Source organism: Endozoicomonas sp. 4G (genome assembly GCF_023822025.1).
Lineage (GTDB): Bacteria > Pseudomonadota > Gammaproteobacteria > Pseudomonadales > Endozoicomonadaceae > Endozoicomonas_A.
This window is the reverse complement of the sequence record NZ_CP082909.1, coordinates 938,009-957,259: the sequence shown is the minus strand read 5'-3', so window position 1 is coordinate 957,259 and position 19,251 is coordinate 938,009. Positions and strand designations below refer to the sequence as shown.

18 protein-coding genes are annotated in these 19,251 nt (G+C 49.5%); 7 read left to right on the top strand and 11 right to left on the bottom strand.

The features are described 5' to 3' along the window. Positions 1–18: 18 nt before the first annotated feature. From K7B67_RS03610 to K7B67_RS03595, 4 genes are all read right to left on the bottom strand, one after another. Positions 19–624 (bottom strand): Maf family protein, encoded by a 606-nt coding sequence (locus K7B67_RS03610; protein ID WP_252179011.1) that lies wholly within the window; start codon positions 622–624, stop codon positions 19–21. After that, entirely contained in the window at positions 624–1,112 is a 489-nt protein-coding gene (gene mreD, locus K7B67_RS03605; protein ID WP_252179010.1) for a rod shape-determining protein MreD, read from the bottom strand. Before mreD ends, K7B67_RS03610 begins: the two co-directional genes overlap by 1 nt. After that, the gene (mreC, locus tag K7B67_RS03600; protein WP_256484853.1) at positions 1,109–1,984 is read right to left on the bottom strand and encodes a rod shape-determining protein MreC; all 876 of its coding nucleotides are present in this window, start codon (positions 1,982–1,984) and stop codon (positions 1,109–1,111) included. Before mreC ends, mreD begins: the two co-directional genes overlap by 4 nt. A 149-nt stretch (positions 1,985–2,133) precedes the next feature. Then, entirely contained in the window at positions 2,134–3,171 is a 1,038-nt protein-coding gene (locus K7B67_RS03595) for a rod shape-determining protein (RefSeq protein ID WP_252179008.1), read from the bottom strand. A 475-nt stretch (positions 3,172–3,646) separates the two neighbouring features. Between K7B67_RS03595 and K7B67_RS03590 the strand changes: the two genes are divergently transcribed. The 4 genes from K7B67_RS03590 (at position 3,647) to gatB (ending at position 7,905) form a co-directional block, all read left to right on the top strand. Beyond that, a complete protein-coding gene (locus K7B67_RS03590) occupies positions 3,647–4,309 on the top strand; it encodes a tellurite resistance TerB family protein (protein WP_252179007.1) in 663 nt (220 codons plus the stop codon). A gap of 214 nt (positions 4,310–4,523) precedes the next feature. After that, positions 4,524–4,811 (top strand): Asp-tRNA(Asn)/Glu-tRNA(Gln) amidotransferase subunit GatC, encoded by a 288-nt coding sequence (gatC, locus tag K7B67_RS03585; protein WP_252179006.1) that lies wholly within the window; start codon positions 4,524–4,526, stop codon positions 4,809–4,811. 61 nt (positions 4,812–4,872) lie between these two features. Beyond that, the gene (gene gatA, locus K7B67_RS03580; protein WP_252180519.1) at positions 4,873–6,324 is read left to right on the top strand and encodes an Asp-tRNA(Asn)/Glu-tRNA(Gln) amidotransferase subunit GatA; all 1,452 of its coding nucleotides are present in this window, start codon (positions 4,873–4,875) and stop codon (positions 6,322–6,324) included. A gap of 78 nt (positions 6,325–6,402) precedes the next feature. Beyond that, a complete protein-coding gene (gene gatB, locus K7B67_RS03575) occupies positions 6,403–7,905 on the top strand; it encodes an Asp-tRNA(Asn)/Glu-tRNA(Gln) amidotransferase subunit GatB (RefSeq protein WP_252179005.1) in 1,503 nt (500 codons plus the stop codon). Positions 7,906–7,976: 71 nt separating this feature from the next. Here gatB and K7B67_RS03570 read toward each other — a convergent pair whose 3' ends face one another. From K7B67_RS03570 to K7B67_RS03560, 3 genes are all read right to left on the bottom strand, one after another. After that, on the bottom strand, positions 7,977–9,032 hold the full coding sequence (locus K7B67_RS03570; protein ID WP_252179004.1) for an endonuclease/exonuclease/phosphatase family protein: 1,056 nt from the start codon (positions 9,030–9,032) through the stop codon (positions 7,977–7,979). A gap of 119 nt (positions 9,033–9,151) precedes the next feature. Further along, a complete protein-coding gene (locus K7B67_RS03565; protein ID WP_252179003.1) occupies positions 9,152–10,480 on the bottom strand; it encodes a hypothetical protein in 1,329 nt (442 codons plus the stop codon). A gap of 254 nt (positions 10,481–10,734) precedes the next feature. Next, positions 10,735–11,922, bottom strand: coding sequence for a hypothetical protein (locus K7B67_RS03560; RefSeq protein WP_252179002.1), 1,188 nt, complete (start codon positions 11,920–11,922; stop codon positions 10,735–10,737). A gap of 386 nt (positions 11,923–12,308) precedes the next feature. Here K7B67_RS03560 and K7B67_RS03555 point away from each other — a divergent pair, with 386 nt between their 5' ends. Continuing rightward, positions 12,309–13,919 carry an AbgT family transporter gene (locus K7B67_RS03555; RefSeq protein WP_252179001.1) on the top strand — a complete coding sequence of 537 codons (1,611 nt, stop codon included), beginning with the start codon at positions 12,309–12,311 and terminating at the stop codon, positions 13,917–13,919. 178 nt (positions 13,920–14,097) lie between these two features. Next, complete coding sequence (locus K7B67_RS03550; RefSeq protein WP_252179000.1) at positions 14,098–14,472, top strand: STAS domain-containing protein; 375 nt, start codon at positions 14,098–14,100, stop codon at positions 14,470–14,472. Between the two features lie 138 nt (positions 14,473–14,610). Here the strand turns inward: K7B67_RS03550 and K7B67_RS03545 are convergent, their stop codons facing one another. The 3 genes from K7B67_RS03545 to upp all read right to left on the bottom strand — a co-directional run bounded on the left by K7B67_RS03545 (position 14,611) and on the right by upp (position 16,862). After that, positions 14,611–14,877, bottom strand: coding sequence for a hypothetical protein (locus K7B67_RS03545; protein ID WP_252178999.1), 267 nt, complete (start codon positions 14,875–14,877; stop codon positions 14,611–14,613). 66 nt (positions 14,878–14,943) lie between these two features. Then, the gene (locus K7B67_RS03540; protein WP_252178998.1) at positions 14,944–16,203 is read right to left on the bottom strand and encodes a uracil-xanthine permease family protein; all 1,260 of its coding nucleotides are present in this window, start codon (positions 16,201–16,203) and stop codon (positions 14,944–14,946) included. A gap of 32 nt (positions 16,204–16,235) precedes the next feature. Continuing rightward, positions 16,236–16,862: a uracil phosphoribosyltransferase gene (upp, locus tag K7B67_RS03535; RefSeq protein ID WP_252178997.1), complete on the bottom strand. Its 627-nt coding sequence runs from the start codon at positions 16,860–16,862 to the stop codon at positions 16,236–16,238. 295 nt (positions 16,863–17,157) lie between these two features. Here upp and K7B67_RS03530 point away from each other — a divergent pair, with 295 nt between their 5' ends. After that, positions 17,158–17,715, top strand: coding sequence for a hypoxanthine-guanine phosphoribosyltransferase (locus K7B67_RS03530; RefSeq protein WP_252180518.1), 558 nt, complete (start codon positions 17,158–17,160; stop codon positions 17,713–17,715). Between the two features lie 42 nt (positions 17,716–17,757). Here K7B67_RS03530 and K7B67_RS03525 read toward each other — a convergent pair whose 3' ends face one another. After that, the gene (locus K7B67_RS03525; RefSeq protein WP_252178996.1) at positions 17,758–19,185 is read right to left on the bottom strand and encodes a hypothetical protein; all 1,428 of its coding nucleotides are present in this window, start codon (positions 19,183–19,185) and stop codon (positions 17,758–17,760) included. Positions 19,186–19,251 lie beyond the last annotated feature (66 nt).

Below are 19,251 nucleotides of genomic sequence, written 5' to 3'. Positions count from 1 at the left end.
TCCCGAGATTCTTTCCGATCAGTTTTTTACTGACTGAGGGTGCCATGGGCTGATGCCCAGATTCTGAAGCAGGTCTGCGGTTTCTTTCACGGGTAAGCCCACCACACCGGTGTAGCTTCCCGTTATGCTTTCGACCAGAACGGCTCCTTTGCCCTGGATACCGTAGGCGCCAGCCTTATCCATAGGTTCGCCGGTAGCCACGTAGGCTTCAGCCACTTTCCGGTCAAAAGCAGTCATTCTGACCACGGTTCTGGATACTTTTACGGACAGATTATCACCATCTGTGATCGCAACAGCTGTGAATACCTCATGGCTATTCCCACTTAATGACAACAGCATATCACAGGCTTGCGGCTCATTTTCGGGTTTACCGAGTATTTTCATTCCCAGGATCACTGAAGTATCCGCTGCCAGCACAGGCCCCAGAGGCAAGCGATCCAAAGTTAGCTGGCGCCAGCCCGCCAGCGCTTTTTGTTCAGCCATTCGGGTAACATAAGCTTCGGGAGCTTCGCCCGAATGCGGCGTTTCATCAATCCCGGAATGAATCTGCTCAAAGGCAATACCGATCTGCTGGAGCAGTTCCTTTCTACGGGGTGACTGGGAGGCAAGATAGATCATAACCATCAGGTAACTCTGAAGTTTCGCCGCAACGACCTTAAAAGAGCAGACACCCATGGCCAAAATGCAGCACTGGTGAATGCCGGAGCCAAATACCAGAGTGTTGGTGGGGTTCTGCCCAAGGCGCTGCGTATCCACAAATTCAGCAGCTGATAAAAGCCGACAATCACAAACACTACGAAAGACTGCTGCCACCAGGGAAACATTCTCAGACGACGGTGCAGACTGAGCACAATCACCGCCACCAATAACAACCCCATAGAGTTTTGACCAAAAGGGGTTCCCACCACGACATCCATCAGCAAACCGGTGAAGAAAGCGAAAAATAATCCGAACCGCTCCGGCAGAGACAAAATCCAGTAGAGCATCACCATCGCCACCCAGGAGGGTCTGGCAACGGAAACCCACGCGGGCAGAGGGACAATACTCAACAGGAAAGCACCCAGCAGGGTAAACCAGACAACCCAGTGAGCATTGGCTTTCTGAATACTCATGAGCCCTCCTCCCGACCTGCTTCAGGCAACGCTTCAGGCAACGCTTCCGGCACTGCTTCTTCATCGGAACGGAACACCAGCAGCACAAACCGGGTTCTGTTGACTTCGGCCATCAACTGAACTTCAACCTTGGCGAACGCCTCTCCCGGTGTGCGCTCTATTTTCCTGACTTTGCCCAGGGGATAACCCACCGGATAAACCTGCCCCAGGCCCGAGCTCACCAAAAGATCACCTTCTTTAATGTCCGCAGTATCGGGGATATGAACCAGCTCCACAGAATCTTTGCTGCCGGTGCCTACAGCGATGGCACGATAACCACTGCGATTCACCTGGACAGGAACCCTGCTGGCGGTGTCTGTCACCAGCATTACCCGGCTACTGACCGGATTAACGGCAATCACCTGCCCCATAACGCCATGGGCATCAACAATGGCCTGACCTCTAAAAACCCCATCGCCAGAACCTTTATTGATGGTCACGATATGAACGTAGGGGTCTGGATCAACACCAATGATTTCAGCCACCAGTACCTGCTCGTCCACCAGCTCGGATGAATTCAACAATTCCTTAAGACGGAGGTTCTGAGCCGTCAGTGATGCCAGCTTTTGAACTTTTTGCTCAAGAATCAGGTTACGGGCTTTCAGTCGGGTATTTTCTTCCAACAACTCAGTTCGGGACGTCACCAGTTCATCGGCAGTGCTAAAAACCCGGGAGGGCAGATCAGAGACCCACTGCAGCGGGGTAACCGCCATGGTTAGCCAGGAGCGGGCAGTAGACAGGTAATGATAACGGTGATCAACAAACAGCAACGCAATACAAATAATCAACAAAAAAACAAAACGCGTCGCCAGAGACTGTTGCCGGCTAAATATCGGTTTAATGGCTGGCTCCTGTGATGTGCACAGAACTCAATCTTTTAATTTTACAAAAATACAAACTTCACTCACGACAACAGGCCAGGCGGAAACCGCTTGGCCTGTTGCCTGGCCTGTAGCTTGGCTGGAAACACACCCACTGACGTTCAGTCGGTGGACAGTAAATCCATACGATGCTTGTCCATCATTTCCAGAGCCCGGCCACCGCCACGGGCAACACAGGTTAGCGGATCTTCAGCCACCAGCACGGGCAGACCGGTCTCTTCACTGATCAGTTTATCCAGATCACGTAACAAGGCGCCACCACCGGTCAACACCAGGCCACGCTCAGCAATATCAGAGGCCAGTTCCGGCGGGGACTGTTCCAGAGCACTTTTAACCGCCTGAACAATGGCACTCAGGGATTCCTGCAGGGCATCCAGAATTTCACTGCTGTTCAGGGTAAAGCTACGCGGGATACCTTCAGCAAGATTACGACCACGAACGTCGATTTCCATCAACTCATCGCTGGGGTAGGCAATGGCAATCTCCTGCTTGATACGCTCGGCGGTTGAGTCGCCAATCAGGCTGCCATAGTTGCGACGAACGTAGGTCACGATAGCATCATCAAAACGGTCACCGCCGACTCTGACTGACTCAGAATAAACGACACCGCTCAGTGAGATAATGGCGATCTCGGTAGTACCACCACCAATATCAACCACCATGGAACCACTGGCTTCTTCTACTGGCAAGCCAGCACCAATAGCGGCCGCCATGGGCTCCTCAATCAGGTAAACTTCACGGGCACCGGCACCCAGAACAGATTCACGAATCGCCCTGCGCTCAACTTTGGTGGACTTGCAGGGGACACAGACCAGCACCCGGGGGCTGGGCTGAATAAAACTGTTCTCATGCACTTTGTTAATAAAATGCTGAAGCATCCGTTCACAGACATCAAAGTCTGCAATCACACCGTCTTTCATGGGACGGATGGCAGTAATATTGCCAGGTGTCCTTCCCAACATACGCTTGGCATCAGCTCCGACTGCCACCACGCTTTTCTGTGTTCCCAAGTTTCGAATAGCCACAACCGAGGGCTCATTCAGGACTATTCCCTTTTCACGGACATAGACCAACGTATTGGCCGTTCCCAGGTCGATCGATAAATCGCTGGAAAACAGACCCCGTAACCTTTTCAGCATTTTCTGTATTACCTTGATTCAAGGCTTTCTTTAAATGTCGCAAACTCTATCAACGCACAGTACTCAGAGCAAGCAGCAATTGACCAAACTCTATAGGTCCAACCGGTCCAACCGGTCCAGCCGGGACAATTGAAGGCTAACATGAGGGGTTGCCACACAAGCTATTTAACACAGACCATAGGTTAAACTAATGCAGATGGCCTTTGTTCTCAATGGCTGCCATTCATTAATTTCGAAATAAAATCAAAAATCGCCAATCTTCGCGGCGCATTTCCCGGGCTATTACCGGCTCCCTGACACGCCATCAAAAATTACACGTCACTCACACTTTATACACATAACCCGGAAAGATCGCCCCCCCCCACAACCCCCTTACCCGATGCTAACAAACCTTTACTCTGCCTAATCATGTTATGAGAGCTGAACTCACGTATAGTAAACCCAGTTATTAATAGAGCCTGAACGGGAGGCCGTTATGGATGTTAAGGGTTTATTGAATCAAGTTCTGAACTCAGGTTCTTCCCTGGGTAAAAGCAAATTGGGAAAATCCTCAGACAGCAAGCACAGTTCAATGCTTTCTGGTATGGGCAAGGGCATTTTAACCGGCGGAGCAATTTCTGCACTCCTGGGTTCCAAAAAGGGTCGCTCAGTAGCAGGTAAAGCCGTCGGAGTAGGTGGTGCTGCGGCCCTGGGGGCATTAGCACTGAAGACCTATCAGAACTGGAAAGCCAATCAGTCTGAAGGCAGCCAGCAAAACAGCAGCGGTATGCAACTGTTGCCAGAGAATGAAGAGAAGCAAAGCCGGGTCATTCTAAAGGCGATGATTGCCGCAGCCAAGGCGGATGGTCATGTCGACGACAGCGAAAAGGAAAGAATCCAGAAAGCTTTCGAGTTACAGGGAGCCACTGCAGAAATGAATCGTTTTCTGCAACAGGAACTGGAAAAGCCTCTTGATCCGGCAGAAATCGCCAATGAAGTGTACAGCCCCGAAGAAGCTTCTGAGGTCTACCTTGCCTCCCTTCTGGTCGTGGATGAACAAAACTTTATGGAGAAAGCCTATCTTCAGGAACTGGCGAGACAACTGAAACTGGCACCCGGATTAGTCCAGCAACTCGAAGCTCAGGTGCAAACAGCATAGCTACGTTACGTAAAGCATAGCCACGTAAAAGGAACCAGAAAGACCGGCTGTCTTTGTGGTTCCGACTCAAATTAATCTTGCCCACACCTTGAGATTCACCTCCATACCCCATACATTTAGCCTTTATTTCTCACACCCAGCTCGCTTTGCCTCAAAAAGCAGGCAAAGAGAGCTGGTTATGACCGCTTTTTAAAGCCCGAATCCGGAGATAGCCATGGCCGTTGATGCCTCTGAAATTCAGAAGGTTGCCCATTTGGCACGATTATCCATAGATGACAGCCAGGTAGAGACCACCGCCAATACCATCAGTCGCATTCTCGAACTGGTTGACCAGATGCAGACAGTGAATACCGACAACGTGGAACCTATGGCTCATCCATTAGATGCCACTGCGCGCCTGCGCAAAGACGTTGTATCCGAAGAAAATAATCGCGAGCAACTGCTGAGTTGTGCACCGGCCACTGAAGACGGGCTGTTCCTGGTTCCCAAGGTAATTGAGTGAGTCGGCTTACTGCCAACAACCTCAACCCTTTACCCTGTTTTTAAAGCGATTACCCAGAATCATGTACGATAAATCACTCTCAGAACAAAGCCGCGCCCTGGCCGACGGCGAACTGTCCAGTGTTGAGCTGACCCAGCTCTACCTCGATCGAATCAAACAGCTGGACAGCCGCTACAACAGCTACATCACAGTGACCGAAGAACTGGCACTGGCACAAGCCAAAGCTGCCGACCAACGTCGTGCAACAGGCGACGCTTCAGCATTAACCGGTATTCCACTGGCCCACAAGGATCTATTTTGTACAGAAGGTGTTAAAACCACCTGCGGCTCGAAAATCCTGGACAATTTTGTAGCCCCCTATGAATCAACCGTCACCGGTAAATTCAAAGAAGCCGGCTCTGTCATGCTGGGTAAAACCAACATGGACGAATTTGCCATGGGCTCCTCCAACGAAAACAGCTACTACGGTGCTGTAAAAAACCCCTGGGACAGCACAGCCATTCCCGGCGGTTCCTCCGGTGGTTCTGCCGCCTGTGTGGCGGCTCGCCTGGCAGCCGGTGCCACCGGTACTGATACCGGCGGCTCTATTCGCCAACCGGCTTCTCATTGTGGCATCACAGGTCTTAAGCCTACCTACGGTCGTGTATCCCGTTATGGCATGATTGCTTATGCCTCCAGCCTGGATCAGGCGGGCCCAATGACCCGAACCGCCGAAGATGCGGCACTGATGCTGAACGTCATGGCAGGTTTTGATCACCGTGATTCCACCTGCCTTGATCGTGAAGTGCCCGATTACACAGCAAATCTGAATGATTCCCTGGAAGGTCTCACCATTGGCCTGCCAAAAGAATATTTCTCAACAGGTCTCGATTCTGAAGTTGAACAACGTGTACGTGATGCCGTTGCCGAGTACGAAAAACTGGGCGCCAAGGTAAAAGAAGTCAGCCTGCCGAACCTGGAGCTGTCCATACCGGCCTATTACGTCATTGCACCGGCTGAAGCCTCTTCCAACCTTTCACGCTTCGACGGCGCCCGTTTTGGTCACCGCTGCGAAAACCCTGAAGACCTGATGGATATGTACAAGCGCAGCCGCAGTGAAGGTTTTGGCGAAGAAGTCAAACGTCGTATTTTAGTGGGCACCTACGCACTGTCCACCGGTTACTACGATGCCTACTACAAGAAAGCACAAAAGATTCGTCGCCTGATTCGTGATGATTTTATAAATGCCTTCGAACAGTGTGACATCATCATGGGCCCTAACGCTCCGACCTCTGCCTTCAACATTGGTGAGAAGAACGACGATCCTGTAGCCATGTATCTGTCCGATATTTACACCCTGTCTGTGAATCTGGCGGGCCTGCCCGGCATGTCGGTTCCGGCTGGAATGGCCAATGGCCGCCCGGTCGGTTTACAGATGATTGGCCGTCACTTTGATGAGTCCCGACTGCTGAACGCCGCCCACCGTTTCCAGCAGGCCACCGACTTTCACCAACAGTTCCCGGTTAATAGTTAACAGTGGACAGCAGATTGCGCCTCAGGCTTAGCTCCTGAGACACAATCTGCCACGGATTACATTTCGAGGATTTAAAAAGTGTCTCAAACAACTCCGAGTCAACTGACCACTGACCACCGACCACTGCCCACTGCCCAATGGGAAACCGTTATCGGGCTGGAAATTCACGTTCAGCTTGCCACAAAAACCAAGATCTTCTCTGGAGCCTCTACCGCTTTCGGCGCCGAGCCTAACACTCAGGCCTGTGCTGTCGATCTCGGCCTGCCGGGGGTTCTGCCAGTGGTGAACGAAGAAGCCATCAACATGGCCATCAAGTTTGGTCTGGGTATTGATGCTGAAATCAACAGGGTGAACGTTTTCGAACGCAAGAACTACTTCTACCCGGATCTGCCAAAAGGCTACCAGACCACTCAGCTGGAGAAGCCCATTGTCGGTGCGGGTCACGTTGAGATCACCCTGAAAGACGGCGCCACTAAAACCGTTCGCATTCATCACGCTCATCTGGAAGAAGATGCCGGCAAGAGCCTGCATGAAGATTATCACGGCATGTCCGGTATCGACCTGAACCGTGCCGGCACACCGCTGATTGAGATTGTTACAGAACCCGATATGCGTAACGCCGAAGAAGCGGTAGCCTTTGCCAAAAAGCTGCATTCCATCGTAACCACGCTGGGCATCTGCGATGGTGATATGTCACAGGGTTCCATGCGCTTTGACGTAAACGTCTCTGTACGTCCAAAAGGCCAGCAGGAGCTTGGTACCCGTACTGAAACCAAGAACCTGAACTCTTTCAAGTTCATGGAAGCCGCGATCCTGAAAGAAGTGGAACGTCAGATTGATCTAATAGAAGACGGTGGCAAAGTCATTCAGGAAACCCGTCTCTACAACGGCGACACCGGTGAAGCCCGCTCCATGCGCAGCAAGGAAGAAGCCAACGATTACCGTTACTTCCCCTGCCCCGACCTGCTGCCGGTTATGATCGAAGATAGCCGTCTGGAAAAACTCCGTGCGGAAATGCCAGAAATGCCAGACGCCAAAAAAGCCCGCTTTGTCAGTGACCTGGGGCTGAGTGAAGTGGATGCTGAAATTCTGTCAGGCGATCAGGCGACAGCGGCTTTCTTTGAAACCACTGCGAAAATCAGTGGTGACACCAGGCTGGCGGCCAACTGGGTGCTGGGTGAAGTTTCCAAATCCCTGAATGCTAACAACATTGGCATTTCAGAGAGCCCTGTTTCTGCTGAAGTGCTGGCAGGCCTGATTGCCCGCATCAAGGACAACACCATTTCGGGCAAGATCGCCAAGCAGGTTTTTGAAGCCCTGTGGAACCGTGAAGGCAACGATGCTGATGAAGTCATCGAGAAGCAAGGCCTCAAACAGGTAACCGACACCGGTGCCATTGAATCCATGATCGATGAAGTGCTTGCTGCCAACGCCCAGCAAGTAGAAAACTATCGCGCTGCACCTCCTGAAAAACGCGGCAAGATGATCGGCTTCTTTGTGGGTCAGGCCATGAAGGCTTCAAAAGGCAAGGCTAATCCGGGCATGGTTAACCAGATTCTCAAGAAGAAGCTGGACGCCTGATAGCCGCTGGCCGATGCAACCACTCGTTCCCATGCTGGGACCCACAGGGCCTAAAAGCATGGGAACCAGAGTTAATCCTTAATATAATACACGACACCTTCAACAGGATAATGATCAGAAAGCACACCTAACCGAGTGCATGATTGATTGGCCTGTAGAATATTCATGTAACCATTCACCGGACAAACATTTCTCTTATCACAAAGAATATAATCCAGGGTACTCTGTTTAGGGCCTTTTCCTTTGGCCATTGCATTATCATGGATATCAAAGGAATACGGCAGAGAGCTGTTGATAAAATTGGCCACCTGACGGCTAACCAGCGTTTCCAGTAACATTTGAAAATATTGATCTCCTCCAGCTTCTCCGCCCTGTCTGCCTGCATCGGAATTGAAGTCTCCCATGTAAATAACTGCTTCATGGCTGGGTATATCGAGTTGATTCTTGATCTCCTCAAGGTAGCCATAGTGCCTGATCAGGCCTTTGTATTCATTCTCGCTATCCGTTTGTATCGTTTGCAAATGAAGACCAAACACATGCAGATTGCCACTGTAAGTGGGCACCTTGATATACCAGGCACCAACGGCACACCAGCCTTGGTTCCCTGCCGGCATTGGAAAGACAAATTCACGCATTTCCAGAATCGGTGCCTTGCTGTAAACCACAACTCCGCCATTGAATAGCCTGCCATAAAGCAGCCATTTCCACCCTTCACCCAAAACAGGTGTCATATAATAACCCGCCTCTCTCATGCCTTTATTTACCACATCTCTAAGATGCTGATCAGCTAGTTCCTGGAGCGCAACAATATGATAATCCTTCTCGATCAGGTACTGAGTAATTTCCTGAGCCCTTAGTTCCGGGTCATTCATGTCCTGACCACCAAACCACCACATCAGGAACTCGAACAAGTCATAGGAAGTCATAAGGTTCACATTCCAGGTCAACAGCTTGAGAGGCGAACACTGATCAAAGGCATTCAAGGGACACACCACGGGAGGGCCGGTGTAGACGGGAATAGACTCCATTCTTTGTCGTTTTCCAAAAGTACACTGCGAGGTTGAATCGGCAACAGCAAAGGCGCTCAACCCAAATAGCAAAGCCAGAAGGGAACTGAACTCTTTCATCAAGCTTGCTCACTAATTGGAAAATCAAATGTAGAGGATAGAAGCTCTCAGAGAAGACAGAGAAACAAATCAGGGGAGTACTGAATTTAGTTCAGATAATCCACTCACTCCCTGCTGTTTTAGGCATTCTTCATATCAGCAGCCTGCCTGAAAAATTCGGTGAAACCGTCCTGAATACTTTGCAGCTCTTGAAATATATACGACTGGTGACTTCCGTTGTAACCTTTCCTTTTGATCAGCGTGTCGACATCATAAAAGCGTGCCTGAAGATCAACACTGTCGCTGATTAACTGTTTCGCTTTGGCATCTCTTTGCTTATGGTTTTCCCAGAATGTCTCACAGGATAAGTTGCTGGATTGAACGCTGTTATGAAGCTGTTTTAACTGACTCTCATCCACCTGTGTCGTTGCAACTGCCTGCTGCTCAGGCCACACCCAACCACACATCCAGCTGCCGACAGTTCTGGCAGATTCCGTCAGCTTGGGAACCACGTATTTGCCAACCACGGTAGCCAACATCAGTGTTCCACCTAGCGAAGCGGTATTTTTGACTACAGGATGATAGCTAGCTGCGTAGAGTGTCGCCTGGCACGCCACACCCTGATTCAGATCTGAAGGTGTGAAATATTGAATGAAATGCCCGGGATAGCCGGTTTTTGAAAAAACCTCCTGGGCAAAATCAACACAGTTAAATCCAAACGTTCTAAAGGAACAACTTTCCTCTCCCTTATTACAAGCATCGTCATACTCTGAGATATGCTTCTCAATCCCCAAGGCTTCCTGTTGAGAAATAAAGAAAGTAACTTTGGGAATATGATTAATATCGGTACGGTAATAGTGTCGATAGAGCACAGCTTCATCTGCCACAACTCCCTGCTTTTTTTCGGTAAGGCTTTGATATAGATAATATGTGCCAACTCCAATACCCCAGGACGCCCGCTCCCGAAGTGTACTACCCGCCAACCTGACCCCTCCAGACACTGCTGACGCCGGTAAAAATCTGCGAGCCCGCCCAAAATCGCGAATTTGCTCCACAGGACACTGATTATGAGCAACGCGATGCACGGGAACTTCATCTATAGGATCTGGCTTTTCATGTTCTGGCGAGGGATCAACAGGAGGAACCTCAGCATAAAATAGGTAGTCTAGAAGACCATCAAGAAGACCATTATTCCTACCTTCTCGCTGCAGTGTCCGCCGAACACTCCGAGCTGGATAGAGACCACGGACAATATCTATTTCTCTTTCTTTGTTTTCAAGCCTGACAAAGCCATGATCACATTCCAGGTAAACCGTCAGTTTACAAGGCAGGTTATCCTCTCTTGTCACATTGCGAGTATTAAAAGTTGCCGAACGACTTGTCATAACCGGGTATTGAGGAATATTACCGATATCCATCGGCGTGGTAAGCAGAACCTCTGCCTGAGGTTTATTACGTCCTGCATCCATGTCAGCTCTCCCTAATCTTCTGAGTCTTCTTCATATCATCAGCTTTTCAGACACCTCTTTTCTTATAACGTTCCCAGAATAGTTAAATCGGCAACAGCAAAGGCGCTCAACCCAAATAGCAAAGCCAGAAGGGAACTGAACTCTTTCATCAAGCTTGCTCACTCATTGGAAAATCAAATGTACAGGATAGAAGCTCTCAGAGAAGACAGAGGAACAAATCGGGGGAGGTAATGAATCTGGTTCAGATAATCCACTTACTGCCTGCTGTTTTGGACATTCTTCATATCAGTAGCCTGCCTGAAAAATTCGGTGAAACCGTCCTGAATACTTTGCAGCTCTTGAAATATATACGACTGATGACTTCCGTTATAACCTTTCCTTTTGATCAGCGTGTCGACATCATAAAAGCGTGCCTGAAGATCAACACTGTCGCTGATTAACTGTTTCGCTTTGGCATCTCTTTGCTTATAGTTTTCCCAGAATGTCTCACAGGATAAGTTGCTGGATTGAACGCTGTTATGAAGCTGTTTTAACTGACTCTCATCCACCTGTGTCGCTGCAACCGCCTGCTGCTCAGGCCACACCCAACCACACATCCAGCTGCCGACACGTCTGACAGTTTCCTTCAGTTTGGGCACTGTGTGTTCAACCACCAGAGCTGCCAGCATCAGTGTTCCACCTATCGAAGCGGTCGTTTTTATCACAGGATGATAGCTGCCTGCGTAGAGTGTCGCATAACCCACACCCTGACCCAGAAGGGAAGGTGTAAAGTATTGAATATAATGGCCGGGATAACCGGTTTTTGAAAAGGCTTCCTGAGCGAAATCAACGCAGTTAAAGCCAATCAATTGATAGGCACAGCTGTCCTCTTTTTTTTCACAGGCGTCGGAATACTGTGAGATATACTTCTCGACCTCCAAAGCCTCTTTCTGAGAAATGAAAAAAGTGACTTTAGGGATATCGTCAATACCGTTAAATTGGCGATAGCTTATGACTTCATCAATCACACTTCCCCGCTCACCCATGGAACTCAATTGATAAAACCTATCGCCAGACCCAATAGCTGATGAAATAACTCCCTCGGGCTTACTGCCTGCTGACTTAACAATCCCTCCGGTCGCTAAAAACCCGTACAGTGGGGCGCGCTCGAACCCGTCAGGCTCTTCTATCTCTACTTCTGGCACTCCCTGCTCAACAGCCTTCGTTGGGTAGAGACCACGGGCAATATCTACCTCCCTGTCTTTGTTTTCAAGCCTGACAAAGCTGTGCCCATACTCGAGATAAACCGTCAGTTTACAAGGAGGGTTGTCTGCCCTTGTCACATTGCGAGTATTGAACTTTACCGAACTGGTTGACACGACCCTTGAGTGGGAGGCAGTACTGGCATCCATCGGTCTGGGTGGTTGAGTGTCGGTGTGAGGTTTGATGCTCCAAGCGTCCATGCTGACTCTACCTGTCTGCAAAACTAAATCCTAATTATAATAAACCCCTGAATCACTCCCACCACCTGCCCACACAGGCGCAAAAGCGCTTCGACTTAATTGACCACCGTCTTTTATATTAAGAATTAAGAAGAATAAATAATTAAACCTTTATAGCTAAATTTGTATAAAAATCCTGTTTCAAGGTATTATTCCGACCGATTTGCTGGGAATGTACTCCAGCGTATCTTTTTGTCAGGGTCATTTGCCTGACTTATCCGTCGCACTTATTTGCTGAATAACTACAACCATTTAGCGCACAGGTGTTACTCATGAACAGGCCAGTGTCATAACCAAAAGTAAAGACGCTGGCTCAAAACCAACTACAAACTGTTTGGAGCGGAAGTATGTCGTACAAGTCCGAAACTCTCCCAACAGGCGATGCAAATAACACCAATAATAATCGCACCGCCTTTGATCGTTTTCTTGCCACTGTAGAGTGGCTGGGAAACCTGTTACCCCATCCTATCACCCTCTTTGCCCTGTTCGCTGTGAGTGTTGTGATCATCAGCGGCATCGCCTCATGGGCGGGATTGAGCGTTATTGATCCCCGTCCTGAAGGCGCTGCTGGTCGCACAGCTGACGGCATGATTCATGTCGTCAATCTGTTAAACGGTGAAGGCCTGCGAATGATTGTGACCAGCCTGGTCAGCAATTTCACCGGCTTTGCTCCCTTGGGCACCGTGCTGGTAGCACTGATGGGGGTAGCGATCGCAGAACACTCGGGATTACTCAGCGCCCTGGTTCGCTCTCTGGTTATGAAGGCATCCCGCAATACGGTAACCATGATCGTAGTGTTTGCCGGTATTCTGTCCAATACCGCTTCCGAGTTGGGCTACGTGGTAGTGATTCCCCTTGCTGCCATGATCTTCCACTCGCTGGGAAGACACCCTCTGGCCGGTCTGGCTGCGGCTTTTGCCGGTGTTTCCGGTGGCTACAGCGCCAACCTGCTGCTGGGAACCGTCGACCCACTGCTGTCCGGCATTACTGAAGCTGCGGCCAAAATGATTGACCCGACTTATGTCGTAGGCCCGGAAGCCAACTGGTACTTCATGTCAGTCAGTGTCTTCCTGATTACTTTCATCGGTACTCTGGTCACCAACAAGATCATTGAACCTCGTTTGGGCAAGTACAATGAAACTGAAGCCTCTGCTGATCTTTCCAATGACAAAATGGAAGCGGTCACCGACCTTGAGAAGCGCGGTCTGAAGCGGGCCGGACTGGCTTTACTGGCGGTAACCGGCGTTATGGCTCTGACCATTGTTCCCGAATGGGGCGTACTCAGACACCCTGAAACAGGCGCTGTTGCAGGCTCGCCATTCCTGAAAGGCATTGTTGCCATGATCCTGATCTTCTTTGCCATTCCCGGCTTTGTTTACGGTAGAGCCGTAGGCACCATCAAGAATGACAGGGACGTGATCGACTTTATGTCCAGGAGCATGAGCGCCATGGGCATGTACATTGTCCTGGTATTCTTTGCTGCCCAGTTTGTCGCCTTCTTCGGCATGACTAATCTTGGAACCATCTTTGCCGTACTGGGTGCCGAGTTCCTTCAGAGCATCGGCCTGACCGGCCCCCTGCTGTTTATCGTCTTCATCCTGATGTGCGGTTTTGTGAATCTGATGATTGGCTCCTCTTCCGCACAGTGGGCCGTTACTGCGCCTATCTTTGTGCCCATGCTGATGCTGGTAGGCTACGCTCCTGAAGTCATTCAGGCGGCATACCGTATCGGCGACTCGGTCACCAATATCATCACGCCGATGATGAGTTATTTTGGACTGATCGTGGCCTTTGCTTCACGGTATAAGAAAGATTTGGGGATTGGCACTCTGATTTCCATGATGCTGCCCTACTCCATGTTCTTTGTGATTGGCTGGAGTTTGTTGTTCTTTATTTGGGTCTTTGCTCTGGGCCTGCCCGTTGGACCGGGCTCTGAGACGTACTTCAACGCGGGCTAACCGTAAAACATAAGAGCTGAGAAAAAGGGGTGATGCTTCACCCCTTTTTTATTACTCAGAAATCAATCAGAAAAAGTCAGCCATACTGTCAGCCTTGTTATAACACTTGCCTCCGGCAGTCCTTAAGATGTCCTGCAACTGTCCTGCAACAAAGCAGCCATTTTAAAGGAGTTATAACATGGCCCTATCCATCAATCTGGAAGATCATTACAACTACACCCTGCTGGAAGTCCAGGGTAAAGTGGACGCCATCACCTCACACATGCTAGATCGCGCCATCGAAGCGGCGACCTTTGAAGGTAATCGCCACCTGATCCTGGACTGCTCACAGTTATACAGCATCAGCAGTGAAGGCCTGAGGGTATTGCTCAACACCCGAAGTACATTAACCCTGCTTCACAGCCTCACCCTGTGCAATGTCTCAAGACCCATTTATTCACTGTTGGAACTGACGGGTATCACCCGATACATTCCCGTTGCCAATGATCTGGATGAAGCGGAATCCATGCTGTTTGAATCGGATGCCAAGCTGGGCAGGATCAGTGTCAGTTAAGCGGTGCCAACAAGATCACCTGAATAATCCCTGCCAGACAACACTGAAGCTGGTCGGTATTTCCCTATTTCTTTGCCTTTTGTTGGCTCAAAGTCCAGTCAGAGTATGTCCTTCCTGCCCGGTATGTAATCCGCCATACTAGGAGCCTGACTCAGCTTCAGAAAGGATAGCCAGCTCATCGGCATGAACTGTTTCAGGGTTTAACCCTCTCAGCAAGGATTTTTCACTATAGGGAAGGTTCAACTTCTTGCTTTCTTTTACTGCTTTTTTTATCACCAGTCCGTCTTTTGAAATACTGACACAAACCTTTGTGCCGACAGAAAAGTCCGGCACTTCAGCCATTGCCCCAGATAATCGAAGGGCCAGGCTATTACCCCATTTCTTTATTTCCGCCTCAATTTCCATAGCCTCACCATAGACACATTGTATACACATCCAGGTGCATACAATGTAGATTCATTTGCCAGAATTTTATGAATCACTGACGCTTGTAGACTGGAAGCGATCTTCTTTATCCGCATGAGGCAAGATCAAGTTGAGCAACACCGCCGTTATAGCACAAAGGCTGACGCCTTTCAGAGTGAACTCACTAAACGACAAAGCCAGATTACCAATACCAAACACCAGGACAACGGAGACAATCACCAGGTTACGTGGCTTGCTCAGATCCACCTGAGCCTTGATCATGGTGCTCAGGCCCACAACAGCGATAGAGCCGAACAACAACATCATGATGCCACCCATCACCGGGGTTGGAATCGTCGCCAAAAAGCCACCGACTTTACTGATAAACGCCACGATAATAGCGATGATAGCAGCCCAGGTCATGATTTTAGGGTTGAAGGCTTTGGTCAGCATCACGGCACCGGTGACTTCTGAATAGGTGGTATTGGGAGGACCGCCCAGCATGGCCGCAGCAGAAGTGGCAAAACCATCGCCCATCAGGGTATTTTTCAGACCGGGTTTTTCCAGATATTTCTTACCGGTGACGGAACTGATCGCCAGCATATCGCCAATGTGCTCAATGGCTGGAGCAATAGCAACGGGCACCATAAACAGGATGGCATTCCAGTTAAACTCCGGGGCCGTAAACGCAGGAATAGCAAACCATGGACGATCAATCACCGGTTGAAAATCGACAACACCCATAAACAACGCAGCAATATAGCCCGCACTGATACCACACATAATAGGAATCAGCTTGAGGATACCACCAGCCATAGTAGCGACAGACAGTGTTGTTACCAGGGCAATCCCCGCCAGCAACAGGGAAGTATCGGGATCAATCGCAGGATTGGCACCACCACTGGCCATATCAACGGCAAGAGGTGCCAGCCCAAGACCAATAACCATAATCACCGGGCCCACTACTACGGGAGGAAACAGTCGATAAAGAATACCGCTTCCCCGCAGGCGAATAATGAAACTGAGCAGCACATAAAACAGGCCTGCTGCCACCATACCGCCCAAGGTTGCAGGCAGCCCCCAGCTTTCAATACTGAATGTGATGGGCGCAATAAAGGCAAAAGAAGAGGCCAGAAAGATAGGCACCTGTCGTCTGGTACACAACTGGAATATCAGAGTACCAATGCCAGCAGTAAAGAAAGCGACATTGGGATCCAGCCCGGTCAACAGGGGCACTAGCACCAGGGCACCGAAGGCGACAAACAGCATCTGTCCGCCCATCAGCATCTGTCGCCATACTGGCATTTCATCGTCGGTCAGGTTCATAATCAGTCCCTTAATAGAAAATGTTCTCTGTATTATTTTGTTCCGAAGATTTTATCTCCGGCATCGCCCAGACCCGGCATGATATAGCCATGCTCATTCAGACAATCATCCACCGAGGCCGTAAAGATGGTGACATCCGGATGCGCTGAAAGTACTTTTTCTATACCTTCCGGAGCCGCTACCAGCACCAGACAGCGAATTTCCCTGCAACCGGCTTTCTTGAGCATATCAATCGTGGCAATCATGGAGCCACCGGTAGCCAGCATGGGGTCCAGCACCAGGGCCATCCGCTCCTCAATATCCTTAACCAGCTTTTCGAAGTAGGGAACCGGCTCAAGGGTTTCTTCATCGCGATACAAACCTACGACACTGACCCTGGCACTGGGCACCAGGTCCAGCACTCCGTCCATCATACCCAGACCTGCCCTGAGGATTGGGACAATGGTAATTTTCTTACCCTTGATCTGCTTGACCGTGACATCTCCGGCCCAGCCCTCAATCACATGGTCTTCCAGTTCAAAGTCTTTGGTTGCTTCATAAGTCAGCAGTGAGCCCACTTCATTAGCCAGTGTCCGAAATCCTTTCGTACTGATAGCTTTGGTACGCAAAATACCCAGCTTGTGCTGTACCAGAGGGTGCTTGATTTCATGTACACTCATGTCAGTTACCGATGCCTTTCACTTAAATACCGAACCTACCCATTTCACGGGCATAAACCTTTCCATTTTTACACAGCCTTTACCACCTACCTATAAGTTTTTCTCACAGCAAACCCCAGTGAAGCTACAACTTGCCGTTCACAGCTAATGTCGGTATCGTTGCCCTCTTTTTTCTATGGTTCAATTTTTGTCCAGTGTCTGGTGTCCGGTTCAGTGTCTGCTCACCAGACAGCACCTGAAAAATCAGGCTTTGGTCAATGATCCGTTACTGTTATTACAACGAGGCTCCCAACCCATGTCTGTTGATCTCGACCATATCCAGCAAGTCCTCGACGAGGCTGACTGCCTGTACAATGAACAACAGATAGAAGCCGCCATCAAAAACATGGGCAGTGCAATTACTGAACAACTGTCCGGTAGCAACCCGCTGGTTTACTGCGTAATGAATGGTGGCATGGTCATTACCGGCAAGCTGCTGACTCACCTGCAGTTCCCCCTGGAAGCCTCATACGTGCATGCCACCCGCTACCGCGATCAATTGACCGGTGGTCGTCTGGACTGGAAAGTGCGCCCTTCACAGGACATGAAAGGCAGAACGGTTCTGATCGTGGATGATATTCTTGACGAGGGTCACACGCTGGACTCTATTGTCGACTTCTGCCGGGAACAGGGTGCCAGGCGCGTTCTGACGGCTGTTCTGGTTGACAAACTGCACGATCGCAAAGCACGCCCCGGTCTCAAAGCGGATTTCTCAGGTCTTGAAATTGAAGATCGTTATATCTTTGGCTATGGACTGGACTACCAAGGCTACTGGCGCAATGCTAACGGCATTTTTGCCTTGAAGGGTCACTGATCATTGAGTCAACAGAACCAGTTTGCCTGACGGCAGACTGGTTCAACGATTTTTAATTCCGGTAGAGTTCATTCTGCCCTGCAGGCTTTTTCTGAGTGCAGCGCGTTCCTTTTCAATTTCCCCGGGAATGGCTTTGCGCTCTTCGCGCACTTCTTTTTCTTCTATTTTCTGCCCCCTGGTGATTGCATCTATATCTTTTTTGAAGTCCTTACCCTGTTTGGCCTCAGCCTTGGCATAAATAGTATCGTAGTACTCTCTCCTTAGCGCAGCCCTGTCCTCGGGATAACTCTTTACTTTGTCTTTGAGAGCCTGTAACTCTGCCTCAAGCTTCTTTTTCTGCTTATTGAGTGATCCTAACACCCGCTCTTTGACCACTTGCTTCTGCTCTGGGGTCAATAGCTTGTTGTCATTAATTTCAGCAAGCCGCTCTCGGCTCATGGTTTTGACCCTGTTAATCTTGGCTTTCAAAGCCGGGATCTCAAAGTCCCTTCTATGCTGATGCTCCCTTTTCTGGACAGCCATTTCTTCTTTTTTGTCTATTACCGCCTTGCTCAATTTTTCTATTTCTGCCCGGTACTCGTTGAATTTCTGGCTAATTTTCCCACTAGCCTTCTTTTCAATAGTCTCTATCTGGCGGTCGAGTTTTTGGTGACGGAGATCAGCTTTCTCCGATGCCGCTGAATCAATCCTTGGTTTCAGGGTTCGACTCAGCTCTTTGATTTCCTCTTTCAACTCGACTCTCTGGTCTTGTGTACTTCTTAACTCTTTTATATCAGAGTCGTAACTCTGAAAACCGGCATCATTTTCAAAAGCGGCTCTGAAATGACTCAGCATGACTTTTCGCTCATTATAAAGTTCGGCCTTGGAAAAGTCGTAGGTATTTCCATCCGGGGCTGGAAACTTACCCTCTTTAGGAGGGGCTTGCCTACTGTCGTAAAGCTCCAGTGACTTGGCGTACTTTTTATCAAAATCCACCAGTTTTTTCTCCAGAGCATTGGCTTTTCCTTTCAGCTCGGCCAATTGCTCTACCTTGTTATTTCTGGTGGTGAGATCCTGCTTCAAACCTTTATTGCGAATACCATCAATCAATTCCCGTGGCACAGGCTTCCAGTTTTCGTTCTTGAAGAAACGTTTCAACTCGCCGTAAATATGAGCCACCTTTTGCTTCAAGACTCGTTTGATATTGACTTTATCCGGGCTGGCAGAGCCTGATGATTCTTTTTCCAAGTGTTTTTTACCGTCTACCACTTCGCTCTTTCTTTCATGAAGTGAAGTATCTGGAGGGACTGACTGATGCGATCCGCTGCGCTCTGGGGAAGATGGAGACAAATAATTCGATTGATTACGCGCTTCAATACTGCGATTAAGGCCTTGGGCTTTCTGCCCGGATCCCTCTTCAATACCCTGAGAGCCCTGATGACCCGTCTGTATCGGACTCTGCCCCCCTATTGAACCTGATTCTATTGACATCCCTGCTTCCTCTGCAATTTTTCAGTCTGTTTCGTTATATATTTAAGTATCATCTATAGCAGAGGC

Excerpts from the sequence above, each read along its gene's own strand:
- K7B67_RS03610 (WP_252179011.1), bottom strand. The coding sequence starts at position 624 with ATGGTTATGATCTATCTTGCCTCCCAGTCACCCCGTAGAAAGGAACTG.
- mreD (WP_252179010.1), bottom strand. The coding sequence starts at position 1,112 with ATGAGTATTCAGAAAGCCAATGCTCACTGGGTTGTCTGGTTTACCCTG.
- K7B67_RS03595 (WP_252179008.1), bottom strand. The coding sequence starts at position 3,171 with ATGCTGAAAAGGTTACGGGGTCTGTTTTCCAGCGATTTATCGATCGAC.
- K7B67_RS03590 (WP_252179007.1), top strand. The coding sequence starts at position 3,647 with ATGGATGTTAAGGGTTTATTGAATCAAGTTCTGAACTCAGGTTCTTCC.
- gatC (WP_252179006.1), top strand. The coding sequence starts at position 4,524 with ATGGCCGTTGATGCCTCTGAAATTCAGAAGGTTGCCCATTTGGCACGA.
- gatA (WP_252180519.1), top strand. The coding sequence starts at position 4,873 with ATGTACGATAAATCACTCTCAGAACAAAGCCGCGCCCTGGCCGACGGC.
- K7B67_RS03570 (WP_252179004.1), bottom strand. The coding sequence starts at position 9,032 with ATGAAAGAGTTCAGTTCCCTTCTGGCTTTGCTATTTGGGTTGAGCGCC.
- K7B67_RS03565 (WP_252179003.1), bottom strand. The coding sequence starts at position 10,480 with ATGGATGCAGGACGTAATAAACCTCAGGCAGAGGTTCTGCTTACCACG.
- K7B67_RS03560 (WP_252179002.1), bottom strand. The coding sequence starts at position 11,922 with ATGGACGCTTGGAGCATCAAACCTCACACCGACACTCAACCACCCAGA.
- K7B67_RS03555 (WP_252179001.1), top strand. The coding sequence starts at position 12,309 with ATGTCGTACAAGTCCGAAACTCTCCCAACAGGCGATGCAAATAACACC.
- K7B67_RS03550 (WP_252179000.1), top strand. The coding sequence starts at position 14,098 with ATGGCCCTATCCATCAATCTGGAAGATCATTACAACTACACCCTGCTG.
- K7B67_RS03545 (WP_252178999.1), bottom strand. The coding sequence starts at position 14,877 with ATGGAAATTGAGGCGGAAATAAAGAAATGGGGTAATAGCCTGGCCCTT.
- K7B67_RS03540 (WP_252178998.1), bottom strand. The coding sequence starts at position 16,203 with ATGAACCTGACCGACGATGAAATGCCAGTATGGCGACAGATGCTGATG.
- upp (WP_252178997.1), bottom strand. The coding sequence starts at position 16,862 with ATGAGTGTACATGAAATCAAGCACCCTCTGGTACAGCACAAGCTGGGT.
- K7B67_RS03530 (WP_252180518.1), top strand. The coding sequence starts at position 17,158 with ATGTCTGTTGATCTCGACCATATCCAGCAAGTCCTCGACGAGGCTGAC.
- K7B67_RS03525 (WP_252178996.1), bottom strand. The coding sequence starts at position 19,185 with ATGTCAATAGAATCAGGTTCAATAGGGGGGCAGAGTCCGATACAGACG.